Below are 14,784 nucleotides of genomic sequence, written 5' to 3' on the forward strand. Positions count from 1 at the left end.
TGCGCTGAAGGTCAGGTTCCCGACCTCGATTTGGAGGTTCAAGTCTGCAACGCCCAAGGTCGTCAACGGGTCGGTTCTTGCCGTCCACCGGCACCAAGCGTCAGACTTTCACCCCTAGGTTCTGTTGACAAAGTGCATCGGAAGACAGGCCATAGTTCCAGCACATTTTGCTAAGCAGGCTGGCATGGGACGTGAGTTCATCCATGACGCTGGCAAAGCGCTTCTCAGTTTTCGTTTTTTTGTTGCATAGGACTTTCTACGCCCGAACGCGGGTTCGGTCATCACCTGCCAATATAGGCGGCTAGTTCGTCCGGCGTCCCATTTGGGAAGGCCTGTTTTAGAAAATTCAAGAACGCCGACACTCGCGCGCTGAGTAGCCGCCGAGATGGGTAGAGCGCCCATAGAGCGATCTCGGGGCCGTCGATATCCCCCCATAGTACCAGCGTGCCGTCAGCCAAGTCGTGGGCCACCAACGAAATGGGAAGACGTGCTGCACCGACGCCGGCTCGCACCGCATCCCGGACCATGACGAGCATCGACAAAGCGAGGACAGGCTCGATTGCAATTGTTGACCGGCCACCTTGTGTCTTCACGTGCCATGTTTGCCGATCGCCCGCCCAGCGCGCGACGCCAGGAGCGGCGAGTCCACCACTCGCGCGAGGAAGGTCAGGGCTCGCCACTACGACCAGGCGGTCGCGGAGAAACGCCCGTCCAACAAGGCTTTCGTCGGGATCTGGATTGACTCGGATTACCAGATCGTAGCCTTCCTCGATCATGTCAACAGGCCGATCCTCAGTCGTAACCTCCAGCCTCACCTCCGGATATTTAAGGGCAAACCCCGCAGCAATCCTCCCCATTGCGGTCTGAGAAAAAAGCAAAGGTGCGCTAATCCGTAATCTGCCCCTGGGTCTCTGACCGCCCGAGGCAATCGCCGAAGCCGTCTCGTCCAGTTCGGCAAGCAGCGCCCCTGTCCGCTCGAAGAGCGCCCGTCCTTCTTCGGTGAGCTTCAGGCTACGCGCACCCCGTTCAAACAGGCGCAGATCAAGGCTGCTTTCCAATTCTCCAACGCGCCGGGACAGGGTCGCCTTAGGCCGTCCGGTGGCCCTTGCCGCTTTGCCGAAACCACCGTGGCGGGCAACGAGATTAAAATCGGCGAGGGCAAGAAGATCCATGTGTGTTCCACCAGCGAGACGGTGCGTCTAAAATTTCAGCCTATTGGACCCTCAGTGAGCCACACATATTGGCCGTGTCAAGCAACCCAACAGGAGAAATTTCATGACCATTCTCGTTACCGGGGCCACAGGCAATATTGGCCGCCAAGTCGTCGAACACCTCGTCAAGCGCGGCGCTGATGTACGTGCTCTCGTCCGCGATCCGTCGAAAGCCAACTTCCCGGCAGGCGTCTCCGTCGTGCAAGGCGACTTTCTCGATGTCGATTCGCTGCGCAAAGCCATGTCTGGAGTTTCCACTCTGTTCCTTTTGAACGCCGTAGTTCCGGACGAATTCACCCAAGCTTTGGTCGCGCTGAACGTCGCCCGATCGGCCGGTATCGAGCGGATCGTATATCTGTCGGTGATCCACGCTGACGGCTACGTGAACGTGCCCCATTTCGCTGGCAAATTCGGCGTCGAGCGAATGATCGAGCAGATGGACTTCAAGGCTACGATCTTGCGCCCAGCTTACTTCATCCAGAACGATCTGATGATCAAAGACGTCATCACCGGCTATGGCACCTACACAATGCCGATCGGCGACAAGGGTCTCGCCATGATCGACGTCCGTGATATCGCCGAGATCGCCGCCCTTGAGCTGCTGCGCCGTGAACAGGCCGCAGAGCCGCTTGCGATCGACTGGATCAACCTCGTCGGTCCAGAGACACTGACTGGGGCGGATATCGCCGCCATCTGGTCAGACGTGCTCGCCCGCCCGATCAACTACGGCGGCGACAATACCGAGGATTTTGAGCAAAATCTCAAGCAGTTCGTGCCCGCCTGGATGGCCTACGACATGCGTCTGATGGGCGAGCGCTTCTTCACCGACGGGATGCTGCCTGGGGCCGGCGACGTCGAGCGCCTGACTGCCCTGCTCGGACGTCCACTGCGCCCATATCGAGCCTTCGCCTCGGAAACCGCTGCCTCCGCCTGACGGAAGCGCAGCCCCTGTCTGATCACAAGGACTGTCATCATGATTTATTCAACTGCCACAGTTCCGGTGAACCCGGAAGGCGAAGTCCCATTGACGCGCGCTCAAGTGTGGAAGGGTCTCGAGCTGAAAGCACGCGACGCCCGCTTGTTCCTTGTCACGGGTCTCTGCACCCGTTGCGACGTTGTGGAGGAAAGCGCTACCCACTTCGTGCGTGAGGCCACGATCGGTGGCCACGACCTGCGCGAAATCGTCACGCTCGAGCCGGAAAGCAAGGTCACCTTCTTCCAGGCATCCGGTCCGCGCGAGGGAGCGATTGTCAACGAACTGTTCGAAGATGGAGAAGGCGCACTGCAGCTTCGCTTCTACTGCTACATTGGCTTGCGCGGCAAAGAGCCAAACGGTCGCGAGGAGCAGGCCGAGCAGGCTCAGTTCGGCAGCGAAAACGGCTACAAGGCCGCCCTGCTGTCGACGCTGAAGCGGACCCGCGAACTGCTCGCAGCGGGAAAGCTCTAATCTTCGCCAGACCACAAGCAACAGGGCGGCTCTCAAGGAGGCGCCCTGCCTTCGCGGGAACAAATGATGCTACGTCCGTCGCCGACGCGTTCAGCCGCCTCTAACGGTATCGAACCGACCATCGCTCAGCGGCGACGACGGTCATGAAGAACCCGATCGACAACAGCGATGAGAGCACGATGGCGGCGTAGAGCCGGTCGGACTGGTAGTTGAAGGTCGCCTGGATGATCAGCGCGCCGAGACCTTTGTCGGAGCCGATCCACTCGCCGACTATCGCGCCGATCACCGCGGTCGCCGAGGCGATCCGCAGCGAAGCGAAAAGCATTGGCAGCGCGCGCGGCAGGCGCAGGCGCCAGAATACTTCCCAGCGCGTCGCCGACAGCACGCGGAACAGCTCGTGCTCGCTGGGGCTCGCCGATTCCAGACCCCGGATCATGTTGATGAGCGTTGGGAAGAAACAGATCACCGCCGCGATCACGATCTTGGGCAGCATGCCGAGGCCGAAGATGAGGATGACGACCGGGGCCAGCGCCAGCACCGGGATCGTATTGAAGAACAGCACGACCGGAAAATAGGCCGCCTGCAGCGTACGGCTGTGAACGAAGACGACCGCCAGCAGCACTGCGGCGAGGTTGCCGAGCACGAAGCCGGAGAGCGCCTCGATGGCCGTCGGCCAGAGGTTCGACAGGAGAAGCGATCCGTTCCCGGCAAACACGCCCGCTATCGCGGTCGGCGTCGGAACGATGTAAGCGGGCACGCCGGCGAGCGGCAGCAGGAATTGCCATGCGAGAATAAGCGAGCCGGCGCCGAGGATCGGCAGCGCAGCCTGTGCGAATGGCGAAAGCGCGCCCTGGTTCACGACGCCGCTCCGAGGGCGGAGCGCATCCTGGCCATTGCCGCGACGATCGCCGGATCCTCGCGCGAGCATCTGTTGTCCGGCCCCTTCAGCGGACGAAGGTCGTGGTCGGCGACGATCCGTCCGGGATGGGCGGCAAGCACGATCACGCGCTGCCCGAGATAGACGGCTTCGGCAATGGAATGCGTGACGAACAGCACGGTCGTTCCGGTCCGCCGCCAAAGGTTCAGCAGTTCGTCGTTGAGGCGATCGCGGGTGATCTCGTCAAGCGCGCCAAACGGCTCGTCCATCAGAAGCAGACGTGGCTCGCCAAGCAGCGCCCGGGCGATAGCCAGCCTTTGGCGTTGTCCGCCGGAAAGCTGATGCGGCAGGCGCTCACCAAGCGCCGACAGCCCGACGAGTTCGAGCAGCTCGTCGGCGCGGTCGTCTATCATGCGCGACAGGCTGCGGCGGCCCACCTGGATCGGCAGCCGCACATTCTCGCGCGCCGTGCGCCACGGCAAAAGGGTCGAGTCCTGGAAGACAAAACCCACGCCCCGGCCGGAGCGCACCGCCGACGGCGTTTCGCCCATCACGCGTATCGTGCCCGCGAGCGGCGCCAGAAGATCGGCGACAACCCGCAGAAACGTCGACTTTCCGCACCCCGAAGGCCCGAGGATCGACAGGAATGTCCCGGCCTCGACTGTCAGTTCGAGACCGGAGATCACCGTCACGCGCGAGCGCCGGCCGGGATAGCCGACGTCGAGCCCGGAAGTTTCGATGGCCGGCGCGGCCATCAAGAGGCGGGCGCGCCGAGCTTCGGCCGATCAGCCGCACTGAGTTCGAGCACCTTCGTCGTATAGACGTCCTCGGCCTTCGGCCTGCCGTTTGGATACTGGCCAATCTGGTCAAGCAGCGCGATCTGGCTCTCGATTGAGGCAGGATCGAAGGTGCCCCATCCATCCTTTTTCGTGTTGTCGTCGAACGACAGTTTCAGCACCAGGGAAATCGTCTTCTTTTCCCAGCCTGCGTCGATCTCGGGATAGGCCGCGACGAGCTTGTCGACCGCCTGCTCGGGATTGGCGTGGACCCAGCCCCACCCCTTGGCGACCGCCCCGATGAATTTCGCCAGGGTCGCGGAATCGGATTCGATGGCGCTGTCGGTCGCGAAGTAGACGTTGGCATAGGACGCCAGGCCGAGCTCCGACAACAGCAGATCGATGCGATCGTCACCGACGACGCTGAGCGCCTGCGTGTTGGTGATCCAGCCGCCGATCGCATCGACGTCGCCACGAACCAACGGCGCCTTGTCGAACCCGACATTGACGATGGTGACCTCGGAAGGGTCGATCTTGTTCTTCGCGAGCATCGCGTCGATGGCGAAGCGCGCGGTCGGCTGCGTGCCGATCCGCATCCCCTTCAGATCCGCCACCGACCGGATCGGCTTCTCCGGTTTCGACGTCAGCGCATAGGGTCCGGTGCGATAGCCGCAGGCGATTATCCTCACCGGAACGCCGCTCGCCCGCGCGGCATAGAGTTGAGGCGATTCCGAGAATTGGCCGAGCTGGGCGGCACCGGACACCACCGGCGGCACGGTGGCGGCGTTCGGCCCGCCGGGGCTGAACTCCACTTCAAGCCCGGCTTCGCTGAAGTAGCCATTGGCGACGGCTGCGACGTCGCCGATCTGGCCGTTCGACATCAGCCAGTCATACTGGACCACGAGCTTGGCGGCTGCCGAGGCGCTGGCGCCAAACAGCTGAAGTCCCGGCCCGAAAGCCGCCAGGCCGGCGGCGCCGGCCTTCAGGATCAATCTGCGATTCCACTGCGATGCGTTCCCACTCATCTTCTTGCTCCTTTGTTGGACTGTTTGCATGCGGCGCGGCCCTTCTTGCGAGGCCGTCGCGATCCAATCACACTTGCGTGTCGTGATAGTCGCCCGGTCCGGCGCCGGTCCAGGCATAGAGTTCCCACAGCGTCCCGTCGGGATCGTGGAAGTAGGCGCAGCGCGCGTTCCAGACATAGTCGCCGGGCGGCCCGACGAACGGCACGCCCTTGTCCGACAGTTCGGCGTAGAGCCGGTCGACCTCGCCGGCGCTTTCGAGTTCCATGGCGACGCATGCCTTGTGCGCCTGCTTCGGTGAGCGGACATTCGAGACGCCGCAGTGGCGATTGATGTGGTCCAATTGCCATGCAGCGAGCGTCACGCGCTCGGAATGAAAATCGACAAAGCCCTCGGCGCGGCGTCTGATCCGGTAGCCAAGCTTCTGCGTGTAGAAGTCGATGGTGCGGTCGATATCCTCTACAAGCAGGCAGATATCGGTGATTGCCTTGATCTGCCCGAGCGACATGGTCATTTGCCTCGATTGATGGCGGTGAGCTCGACGCCTACGCGCGATGCGGCGCCTTCGATGTGCCGGCGCATCGCCTCGCCGGCAGCCTGCGGATCATGCGCGGCGAGCGCGTCGTAGATCCGCACGTGCTCGGCAACGTTGACCTCGACCAGGTCGTGGAGCGGGTTGGTGAGGCGGGCATAGTGGATCGACTGGCGGATCTGCTCGCAGACGAAGGAAATGAAGGTGTAGATGTAACTATTGCCGGTCGCCCGGGCGATCGCCCGATGGAAAAGCAGATCGGCCTCGATGCTGCCATCCTCCCAGCGCTCCTCGCCGCCCATGCGGTCCAGCGCAGCCTTGATTGCGTCAAGATCATCGGATGTACAGCGCGCCGCGGCCAGCGTGGCGGACTCGGTCTCCAGGATGCTGCGCAGCTCGAAGAGCTGCTCCATGTTGCGCTGGTCTTTCAGCGCCTCACGGTCGATCCGGATGGCGGTCCGCTGTTCCGGCGCCATGACGAATGCGCCTACGCCCTGACGCGCCTCGATCATGCCATCGGCGCGAAGCTGCGCGATCGCTTCCCTGACAACATTTCGGCTGACGCCGAACTTGTCGGCGAGCTGGCTTTCGGTGGGGAGCCGGGCTCCCGGGATGATGTCGCCGCCCTCGATCTCGCGGCTCAGATGCGAAGCGACGCGATGCGGAAGCGCCTCCACGCTGCCGATGATGGACGAACGCTGCTTCATGCGGCTTTCCCCTACAAATCGCCCGGATCAGGAATGAGACATGTCGGATTGAACAGGCCTGCCGGATCGAAGGCTGCCTTGATCGCGAAATGAAGCTGCCGCTCGCGCTGCGACAGGCCGGCCCAGAACACGTGACTGCGGCTGCGACCGACGCCATGCTCGGCGCTGAACGAGCCGCCGAGCGCTCCGACCAGCTCGTAGAGCCGGGTCAAAACCGCCTGCCCCACGGTCCTCGCTTCGCCGGGGTCGCAATCGATGGGAGGCAGCACGTTGAAATGGATGTTGCCGTCGCCCGCATGGCCATAGGTCAGGGATGTCCAGCCAGGCCAGTCTCGCAAGACACACGCGCGTGCTTGCTCGATCAGCGTCGGCACCTGGCTGAGACGAACCGACAGGTCGGTGCGGACATGATAGCCGCGCCGCGCCTGCCCCTCGACCAGGCCCTCACGGATGGCCCAGAATGTGGCAGCCTGCGAGCGGCTTTGCGCGACGACGCCGTCCCTGATCAGGTCGGCCTCGAGGGCGCGCGCCAGCATAATTTCAAGAAGGCCGCCGGCATCTATCCCTGGCCCACAGGCGAGTTCGACGATCGCATGAACCGGACATTCTTGCGTCAGCGGCGAGCGCAGGTTCGGATCGATGAGGTGGACCAGCGGCAGGCACTCCTCGCCGATGACCTCAAACGCGCTGAGAAGGTCAGAGCAGAGATGCCTTGCCGTCCGGAACAGCTCGCACGCCTGGCGGAAGCTGCCCAGTCCGACATAGGCGGTCTCGACCTGCGTCGGCCGGGGCGAGAGCCTTACCTCGACGCCGGTGACGACTCCCAGCGTCCCTTCCGAGCCGATCATCAATTGCTTCAGGCTGTAGCCGCGATTGTCCTTGCGCAGCCCGTTCATGCCGCTCCACAGTGTCCCGTCCGGCAGGACCGTCTCAAGCCCGAGCACCAGATCACGCGTCATGCCGTAGCGCAGCACATTGATGCCGCCGGCATTGGTCGCGACATTGCCGCCGATCGTGCACGATCCCTGTGCGCCAAGCGCGAGCGGGAAGGTCATCTCGGATGCTTCAGCGGCGTCCTTGACGTCCTGCAGCACGGCCCCGGCATCCGCTTGCAGCGTGAAGTCGAGCGGGTCGACGCGGCGTATCCGATTGAGACGCTCAAGCGACAGCACTGCGTAGTCCGAATTGTCTGGAATGGCGCCACCGGCAAGTCCGGTATTGCCACCCTGCACGACGATGGCGATACCGCTCTGCGAGCACCATCTCACAAACGCCTGGACGTCTTCCACCGATCCTGGACGCACGATGAAGCGGGAACTTCCGCGCCTGTCGCGGCTCCAATCGATGAGGTAGCGCTCCGCCTGGGGCGACCGGCCGTCTATCAGCGCATCACCCGCCAACTGCGCAGGCAGCTCAGCAATTGCGCCGGAAGCTTCGCGTTGAGAGGGGCGATCCGTGATCATCGGGTCAGATCATACGGTCATCCTACAACTTCGCAAGTCCTATTCTTCTCGATGCTCCAGGGTCCACCTGCCCCCCTCCAACAACGGATGCCGGTCTCCTTCGAATAAGGATTGTGTCGAATACATTTCGCTGATTAGCTATCTTGCATAAGTCCGGGACAAGATTGGCAAATGTTGTCCGGGGAGGACCGCGATGCCGGTGCTTGAGGTTCGCCACGTTTCGAAGAATTTCGGGGCCATCCAGGCCCTGAGCGACGTCAGCTTCCAGGTGGAGCGAGGCGAAGTCGTGGGTCTGATGGGGGACAACGGCGCCGGCAAGTCCACCGTGGTCAAGACCGTGGCTGGCAATTTCCCGCCGAGCGACGGCGAAATTGTCGTGGACGGCGAGGTTTGCCATTTCCATAAACCTGTCCAGGCCCGCGCCAAGGGGATCGAAGTCGTTTATCAAGACTTGGCGCTCGCCGACAATCTGACGGCGGCGCAGAACGTCTTCCTGGGCCGCGAGATCAAGAAAGGCTTTTGGCCGATCAGAGTGCTTGACAAGCAGGCGATGATCGACCGCTCGGCAGCGCTGTTCAGGGAACTCAAATCGGAAACCAGGCCGCGCGATCTGGTCAAGAAGATGTCCGGTGGGCAGCGCCAGGCGGTAGCCATTGCGCGAACCCGGCTTTCAAACGCCAAGCTGGTGTTGATGGACGAGCCGACCGCCGCCATCTCGGTGCGCCAGGTGGCGGAAGTGCTCGAATTGATCCGGCGCCTGAAAGCGCAGGGCGTCGGCGTCATGCTGATCAGCCACCGCATGCCTGACGTTTTTGCCGTCGCAGATCGCATCATCGTGCTCAGGCGAGGTTCCAAGGTTGCCGACAAGGACACCGGCAACACATCACCCGAGGAAATCACAGGACTGATAACAGGGGCCATCCGTGGCGAATAGTGTTCAGGAGCCGGTTATGGTTCAGGAGTCAGCCGAGAAAGCCGGCCAGCCGGCCATGTCGGACTTCGTCCCGACCAAGGAACAGACAGCTTTCCAACGCGTGATTTCAAGTCAGCCCTTCTGGGTGACGATCGCGCTGATCGCGCTGGTCATCTTGATGACAGCGATGGAGCCGAGCTTCGGCACCTCCGAAAACGTCGCCAATGTGACGCGCAATCTTGCGCCTTTCGGCATCATGGCGCTCGGCATGACGGTCGTCATCATCACCGGTGGCATCGATCTGTCGGTCGGCTCGATCATGGGCCTCGTGGTCATCGTCGCCGGCCTGTTCCTCACCTGGCATTATCCCTGGTACACCGCTTTCGCCATGGGTCTTTTTTCCGGCCTGGCCTGCGGCGCGGTCAACGGATTTTTTGTCGCCTATGTCGGAATGCCGTCCTTTGTCGTCACGCTCGGCATGCTGTCCGTCGCGCGCTCGCTGGCGGTGGTTTTCTCGGCCAACCAGATGCTTTACCAGTTCGGGCCCGATGCTCCGATCGTGAAGGCGATCGGCCAGGCGAAATGGCCGCGGCATGGACCCGAGGACTGGGCGCCGCACTGGATACCGGAACTGTCGTCGCAATTCTGGACCATGGTGGTCCTGGCGCTGATTGTCGGCTTCGTGTTCAACTTCACTGCCTGGGCCCGGCATCTGTTCGCAATCGGCGGCAATGAGGAGGCGGCACGGCTCACCGGCGTTCCGGTCGACTGGATAAAATTCCAGGCCTACCTTTTCTCTGCCTTCACCGCCTCGATCGCCTCGCTCCTGCTGCTCGGCTACAACGGCTCGGCCATCAATGCGATGGGCCAGGGCTACGAACTGCGCGTCATTGCGGCGACAGTGATTGGCGGCGCCAGCCTGATGGGCGGCGCCGGCACGGCTTTCGGTGCGGTCATCGGCTCGGCGTTCCTCGAAGTGATCAGGAATGCGCTGCTGATGGCCGGCATCGATTCAAACTGGCAGGGTGCCTTCGTCGGCGCCTTCATCGTTCTTGCGGTTCTTTTGGGCATGCAAACCGGCGGCAAGTCGATCCTCGCCGCGTCGCTGGCAGTCCTGATGCCCAAAAAGCACCGCTAGAAACCCGCCGGCGGGAGACCTGCGGGACGTCACACCAAGGAGGAGAACTTCACATGAAGAAACATCTGCTGACGGCGGCTGTCGCGCTTGGCGCCATGGTGCTTGCCGTTTCCGGTGCCGAGGCGAAATACACCTTCGCCCTGGTGCCGAAGAACATGAACAATCCTTTCTTCGACCAGGCACGCGACGGCTGCAAGAAGGCCGAAGCCGAATCGAATGGTGCCCTGGAGTGCATGTATATCGGCCCCGGCGAGCATGGCGGCGGCGACGAGCAGGTACAGATCGTGCAGGATCTCGTGGCCAAGAGGGTGGAGGGCATCGCCGTATCGCCATCGAACGCTGCGGCGATGGCGGTTGCGCTGCAGGCCGCCAAGGACGCGGGCATTCCGGTCCTCACCTGGGACTCCGATCTGCTGCCCGAGAACAAGGACCTGCGCGTCGCCTATATCGGCACGCACAATTATGAGATCGGCACGAACCTCGCCAAGCTCGCCATGCAGATCAAGCCCAAGGGCGGCACGATCTGTATCCAGTCGGGCGGCGCGGCGGCGGCCAACCACAATGAGCGCATGCAGGGCATTCGCGACACGCTTTCGGGGACCAAATCGGCGGCCTCACCCGGCGACCGCCTGACCGGACAGAACGGCTGGACCGAAATCGAGGGCTGCCCACTCTACACCGACGACGACTTCCCGCGCTCGGTGCAGCAGTTCGAGGACATCATGGCGAAAAACCCGAACCTCGATGCGTTCATCCCAACCGGCGGCTTCCCGCAGTTCATCCCCGATGCCAACCGCGCCGCGGTCGCGCCGTACAAGGAAAAGATAGCCTCGAAGGCCCTGGCCTTGGTCGTCGCCGATACGCTTCCGGTGCAGATCGACCAGATGAACGAAGGTTTCTCGCTTGGCCAGGTCGGCCAGCGGCCTTTCGAAATGGGCTACAAGACGATGATGGCGCTGAAGGACATGAAGGACGGCAAGGCTCCGCCGGCCGACCCGACCTACACCGGCCTTGACATTTGCACCCCGGAGACAGCGGATACCTGCATCGCCAAATAGTGCTCCAAATAGCGTTAATTGGGCGGGAGCAAACTCCCGCCCTTTTCATAGCCCGCCCTTTTCTTGGGGGATATCAATGTCGGAATTGTTCTCGCTCAACGGCCGTGTCGCGCTGGTCACCGGTGCTTCGCGTGGCCTCGGCTTCGCCATGGCCAAGGCACTTGCGGAAAACGGCGCGACGGTGATCGTCAATGCCCGCGATCCGGCGGCGCTGTCCGCGGCGGCCGAAAGGATCGGTGCCGAAGCCCTGCCGTTCGATGTCACCGACGCGGCGATCTCGAGGGCGTCGCTCGAAGGGATTGTCGAACGCCACGGCCGCCTCGATATTCTGGTCAACAACGCCGGCATCCAGCATCGAAGTCCGTTGGTCGAATGGCAGGACGAGGATTTCGACCATGTGATTGCCGTCAATCTTTCGGCCTGCTTCCGTCTGATGCGCGACGCGGTGCGCCTGATGCTGCCAAACAAGTTCGGGCGCATAATAAACACCGGATCGGTTGCGGCGATCCTTGGCCGTCCCACCATTCACGCCTATGTGGCGGCAAAGGCGGGCCTGCACGGGCTGACACGCTCGACCGCCGCTGAACTGGGCCGCCACGGCATCACCGTCAACGCGATCGCCCCCGGCTATTTCGCCACCGAGCTCAACACCGCACTTATGAGCGACGAGGCCTTCACCAAACGGGTCGAGGCACGAACCCCGGCGGGCCGCTGGGCCCAGCCTGAGGAACTCGGCGGAGCCGTGGTGTTTCTCGCCTCAGACGCTGCCGCCTACGTCAACGGCCATGTGCTGGCCGTCGACGGTGGGCTGTCGGTTTCCCTCTGACCGGCGACGTGCCTTTCAGGAATAAATTTCAGCCGGGCAGCGCTGCGAAATCTGCGAAGACCGGCTGAGTTAGCCAATTCCAAAGACCAGGCTCACGCGCCCATCTGTGAGCTGCTGAACCTTCCGCAGTTCAAGCCCGCGACGATTTTGCGTTGCTCCAAACAGCGCCTTCCCTTCGCCGACGAGCAGTGGATAGAGGATAAGCCGTAGTTCATCCACCAGCCCGGCATCGATGAGGCTCGCGGTCATTCGCGCACCGCCCATGAGATAAATATCCTTGCCTGGCTGCTGCTTCAGGGCAGCGATGTCTTCGAGGCTCCGGACGAAGCACGTCTTTGGCCAGGCCGCCGAAGTCATCGTGTTCGACAGCACATAGTGCGGGGTCTGATCGGCAAAGCGGGCCCATTCGAGCTCCGCCGGCGTCGGCAATTTGCCGGTCATCGGCAACGGCTTGTCCGGCTCATCCTGGATCGCGCTCCAGTAGCGCTCGTAGCCGGCGTACATGATGCTCCCGAGCAGGCAGGCATCGATTTGCGGCATCAGCCCATACTCCTCCGACCACGCGTCGACCCATTCCGCGTAACCCTCGGGTCCCTCCATCTTGCCGTCGACGGAAATCTTCATTCCGGCGATCAATTTGCGCATGACTTCCTCCATCAGGCTTGCCCAATGCAAGCACGTTTCATCGTTTCATCGTTGCTGGTGTGCGAGCCTCCACGGGCGAATGCCGGTGGAGGCTGGGCGGTGACTTCAGCCGACGCGGTCGTGTCAGGCCGGCAGGCGGCGGTCGTATTCTGCCCGCAGGCGGCTCCAGCCATCCCAGAACGAGGTCGGCGTCTTTCCGGCGAGGCGGGCGGCCAGCATGTCGAGGTGCATGTGCCAGCCGGCGGTGACGTTGAGCTGGATTGCGCGTTCCGGCAGCCGGCGATGGATGACGGTGAGCAGCACATCATTGCCCTTCGGCTCCAGCAAGAAGGAAACCCCGCCGGTGTTTCCCCAGGTAATGGCGAGCTTGTAAGGTTGATCGAGCTCGGTGATCCGGCCCTCCATCCGATGCTCTTCGGGAAAGCCCGCGGGGCGCTGGCCGAGCGGATCGGTCAGTTCGTCGTTACGCCAGATCAACTCGAACGACTTGCCGGCCTTCATTTCCATCTGGCCAGCAGCCATCCACTGCCGGCGCAGGTCGCTCTCGGTGAGATAGGCCCAGACCCGCTCGATCGGGCCGGGCAAAAGCCGCTGGATGGTGAACGTCGCGGGCTCGGTCAGCTCGCCATAGGCTTCGATGGTTTTCATCTGGTTCATTGGTCGTCTCCTTCTTTTGAGGCGGGCGATTTCCTGGAATCATCCTGGGCCCAGGAATCACCCGGGGCTTTGCGTGCGTCCTGCTCGCGAAGCAGACGCTCGAGGACATCGAGACGGTTGGTCCAGAAGCGCTCGTAGAAGCCGAGCCATTGGTGGGCGCTGGCCAGCGGTCCGGGTTCGAGGCGGCACAGATGTGTGCGGCCCCTCACCTCGCGACGAATAAGCCCTGCATTCTCCAGCGTCTTGATGTGTTTGGAGGCGGCCGCCAACGACATGGCGAAGGGTTCCGCCAACTGGCTCACCGTTCGCTCGCCGCCGGCGAGGTCGCGAAGCATGTGCCGGCGGGTGGCGTCGCCAAGCGCGTGAAAAACCGCGTCGATCTGGGGTGTCTCTAATTCAACCATGTAGTTGAATATAGAGGCACGCTTTCGAATTGTCAACCGATTGGTTGAATGATCTTGGAAGGGAGTTCCACAGGCGGTCTGCGGCGATCGAAGACATTCGGCAAGTGCAAGAGCCGCGGACATGGTCACCGCGGCGGAAGCGGGACCTTCACTTGCCTTCGAAGAAAGTATGAATCGAGACTTCCAGCTTTTCGATGAGTTGAGGGTTATGGCAGCTTCCAGCCCAGATCAAGGCGTTCAGTCTCATATCCTTGTTGAGAAAGTTCATTTTCCGGGAATCAAGCAGGTATCCCGCGACCTCGTGGTGCCGTCCCTTGATAGCCTCGATAAGCGCGTTGTTTCTTCCGGTCTTGTCAGTAAGATTCACGTCGGCGCCATTCTCGACAAGCAACTTAACGATATCCAGATGCCCGTTCTTTGCTGCTTCAATAAGGGCCGTTCTGCCGTAGTAGTCGGCTCTTGCATTAATCTCTATTTCGGGATGTTTCACGAGGGCTAAAATAGAGGAGTAGTGGCCCTTGGCCGAAGCAAGGCTCAAAGGCGTGCTCTTCCATTTGTTTCTGGAATTCACATCGATTGCTGGGTGTTCGATCAACGCCTCGACCGCCGCGGTGCGGGCATTGAGGGCTGCGAGATGAAGGGCTGACCAGCCGCCGCCGTCCGCCTCGTTGATATTGGCGCCGGCCGCCAATTCCGCTCGAACGGCCCCCGCATCGCCGCTTTCTGCCGCGATCAGCAGATTCGACCAACCTCTCGCCCCTTCGACTTCCAAGCTCTCGGTCAATGCAGTCGCCTCCCCGAATGCTCCCTGCAGGATACCATTGTTCCGGTTCGGCCGACATCCACCGAATGACCGGCTTCCATCGAAAAGCCTTTCTCATTCGACGGTGTCCGCAAATACAATCCGAGAGGGGAAGAAGGAGAAGATAGCGAACCTGAGCTTGAGCGAGAGGCATGATGCCTTTGAGTGCCTGACCTAAGAGCGCAACGGCGTCCGACTGACTTCACTCGCATGCAGAGTGGCGAGGACGCCGAAGTCGGACTGGCTGGTTGGTAATCGGCATGGAAGTTCGACCGGCTCGAACGTGAAGCCAGGCCTCTGATCAAA

17 protein-coding genes are annotated in these 14,784 nt (G+C 62.1%); 6 read left to right on the forward strand and 11 right to left on the reverse strand.

From position 1 onward, the window contains the following. Positions 1-281: 281 nt before the first annotated feature. The gene (locus AC0L2C_RS25855) at positions 282-1,172 is read right to left on the reverse strand and encodes a LysR family transcriptional regulator (RefSeq protein ID WP_287238517.1); all 891 of its coding nucleotides are present in this window, start codon (positions 1,170-1,172) and stop codon (positions 282-284) included. Between the two features lie 103 nt (positions 1,173-1,275). Here AC0L2C_RS25855 and AC0L2C_RS25860 point away from each other — a divergent pair, with 103 nt between their 5' ends. Beyond that, positions 1,276-2,145 carry an SDR family oxidoreductase gene (locus AC0L2C_RS25860; RefSeq protein ID WP_091599220.1) on the forward strand — a complete coding sequence of 290 codons (870 nt, stop codon included), beginning with the start codon at positions 1,276-1,278 and terminating at the stop codon, positions 2,143-2,145. Between the two features lie 39 nt (positions 2,146-2,184). Further along, a complete protein-coding gene (locus tag AC0L2C_RS25865; protein ID WP_128246964.1) occupies positions 2,185-2,658 on the forward strand; it encodes an SRPBCC family protein in 474 nt (157 codons plus the stop codon). 100 nt (positions 2,659-2,758) lie between these two features. Here AC0L2C_RS25865 and AC0L2C_RS25870 read toward each other — a convergent pair whose 3' ends face one another. The 6 genes from AC0L2C_RS25870 to AC0L2C_RS25895 all read right to left on the reverse strand — a co-directional run bounded on the left by AC0L2C_RS25870 (position 2,759) and on the right by AC0L2C_RS25895 (position 8,035). Continuing rightward, complete coding sequence (locus tag AC0L2C_RS25870) at positions 2,759-3,517, reverse strand: ABC transporter permease (RefSeq protein WP_287180427.1); 759 nt, start codon at positions 3,515-3,517, stop codon at positions 2,759-2,761. Further along, on the reverse strand, positions 3,514-4,290 hold the full coding sequence (locus AC0L2C_RS25875) for an ABC transporter ATP-binding protein (RefSeq protein WP_473524734.1): 777 nt from the start codon (positions 4,288-4,290) through the stop codon (positions 3,514-3,516). Before AC0L2C_RS25875 ends, AC0L2C_RS25870 begins: the two co-directional genes overlap by 4 nt. Further along, positions 4,290-5,336 (reverse strand): ABC transporter substrate-binding protein, encoded by a 1,047-nt coding sequence (locus AC0L2C_RS25880; RefSeq protein WP_128246961.1) that lies wholly within the window; start codon positions 5,334-5,336, stop codon positions 4,290-4,292. The genes AC0L2C_RS25875 and AC0L2C_RS25880 overlap by 1 nt, the downstream gene beginning before the upstream one ends. 67 nt (positions 5,337-5,403) lie before the next feature. Beyond that, positions 5,404-5,841, reverse strand: a complete 438-nt coding sequence (locus tag AC0L2C_RS25885; RefSeq protein ID WP_473524735.1) for a VOC family protein — start codon at positions 5,839-5,841, stop codon at positions 5,404-5,406. Positions 5,842-5,843: 2 nt separating this feature from the next. Next, a complete protein-coding gene (locus AC0L2C_RS25890) occupies positions 5,844-6,572 on the reverse strand; it encodes a FadR/GntR family transcriptional regulator (protein ID WP_128246959.1) in 729 nt (242 codons plus the stop codon). 11 nt (positions 6,573-6,583) lie between these two features. Then, the gene (locus AC0L2C_RS25895) at positions 6,584-8,035 is read right to left on the reverse strand and encodes an FAD-binding oxidoreductase (RefSeq protein WP_128246958.1); all 1,452 of its coding nucleotides are present in this window, start codon (positions 8,033-8,035) and stop codon (positions 6,584-6,586) included. Between the two features lie 193 nt (positions 8,036-8,228). On the opposite strand from AC0L2C_RS25895, the gene AC0L2C_RS25900 reads away from it, so the two are divergent. The 4 genes from AC0L2C_RS25900 (at position 8,229) to AC0L2C_RS25915 (ending at position 11,970) form a co-directional block, all read left to right on the forward strand. Beyond that, positions 8,229-8,969 (forward strand): ATP-binding cassette domain-containing protein, encoded by a 741-nt coding sequence (locus AC0L2C_RS25900; RefSeq protein WP_023799117.1) that lies wholly within the window; start codon positions 8,229-8,231, stop codon positions 8,967-8,969. A gap of 16 nt (positions 8,970-8,985) precedes the next feature. Continuing rightward, the gene (locus AC0L2C_RS25905) at positions 8,986-10,086 is read left to right on the forward strand and encodes an ABC transporter permease (RefSeq protein ID WP_473524736.1); all 1,101 of its coding nucleotides are present in this window, start codon (positions 8,986-8,988) and stop codon (positions 10,084-10,086) included. A 53-nt stretch (positions 10,087-10,139) separates the two neighbouring features. Further along, entirely contained in the window at positions 10,140-11,144 is a 1,005-nt protein-coding gene (locus AC0L2C_RS25910; RefSeq protein ID WP_473524737.1) for a sugar-binding protein, read from the forward strand. A 76-nt stretch (positions 11,145-11,220) separates the two neighbouring features. After that, complete coding sequence (locus AC0L2C_RS25915; protein ID WP_473524738.1) at positions 11,221-11,970, forward strand: glucose 1-dehydrogenase; 750 nt, start codon at positions 11,221-11,223, stop codon at positions 11,968-11,970. Between the two features lie 69 nt (positions 11,971-12,039). Here the strand turns inward: AC0L2C_RS25915 and AC0L2C_RS25920 are convergent, their stop codons facing one another. From AC0L2C_RS25920 to AC0L2C_RS25935, 4 genes are all read right to left on the reverse strand, one after another. Further along, positions 12,040-12,627: a dihydrofolate reductase family protein gene (locus tag AC0L2C_RS25920; RefSeq protein ID WP_473524795.1), complete on the reverse strand. Its 588-nt coding sequence runs from the start codon at positions 12,625-12,627 to the stop codon at positions 12,040-12,042. A 111-nt stretch (positions 12,628-12,738) separates the two neighbouring features. Further along, a complete protein-coding gene (locus AC0L2C_RS25925) occupies positions 12,739-13,272 on the reverse strand; it encodes an SRPBCC family protein (RefSeq protein WP_473524739.1) in 534 nt (177 codons plus the stop codon). Continuing rightward, on the reverse strand, positions 13,269-13,676 hold the full coding sequence (locus AC0L2C_RS25930) for an ArsR/SmtB family transcription factor (RefSeq protein WP_023799123.1): 408 nt from the start codon (positions 13,674-13,676) through the stop codon (positions 13,269-13,271). Before AC0L2C_RS25930 ends, AC0L2C_RS25925 begins: the two co-directional genes overlap by 4 nt. Before the next feature lie 148 nt (positions 13,677-13,824). Continuing rightward, complete coding sequence (locus AC0L2C_RS25935) at positions 13,825-14,460, reverse strand: ankyrin repeat domain-containing protein (protein ID WP_473524740.1); 636 nt, start codon at positions 14,458-14,460, stop codon at positions 13,825-13,827. Positions 14,461-14,784 lie beyond the last annotated feature (324 nt).

The sequence above is a fragment of the Mesorhizobium sp. WSM4845 genome (genome assembly GCF_055811455.1).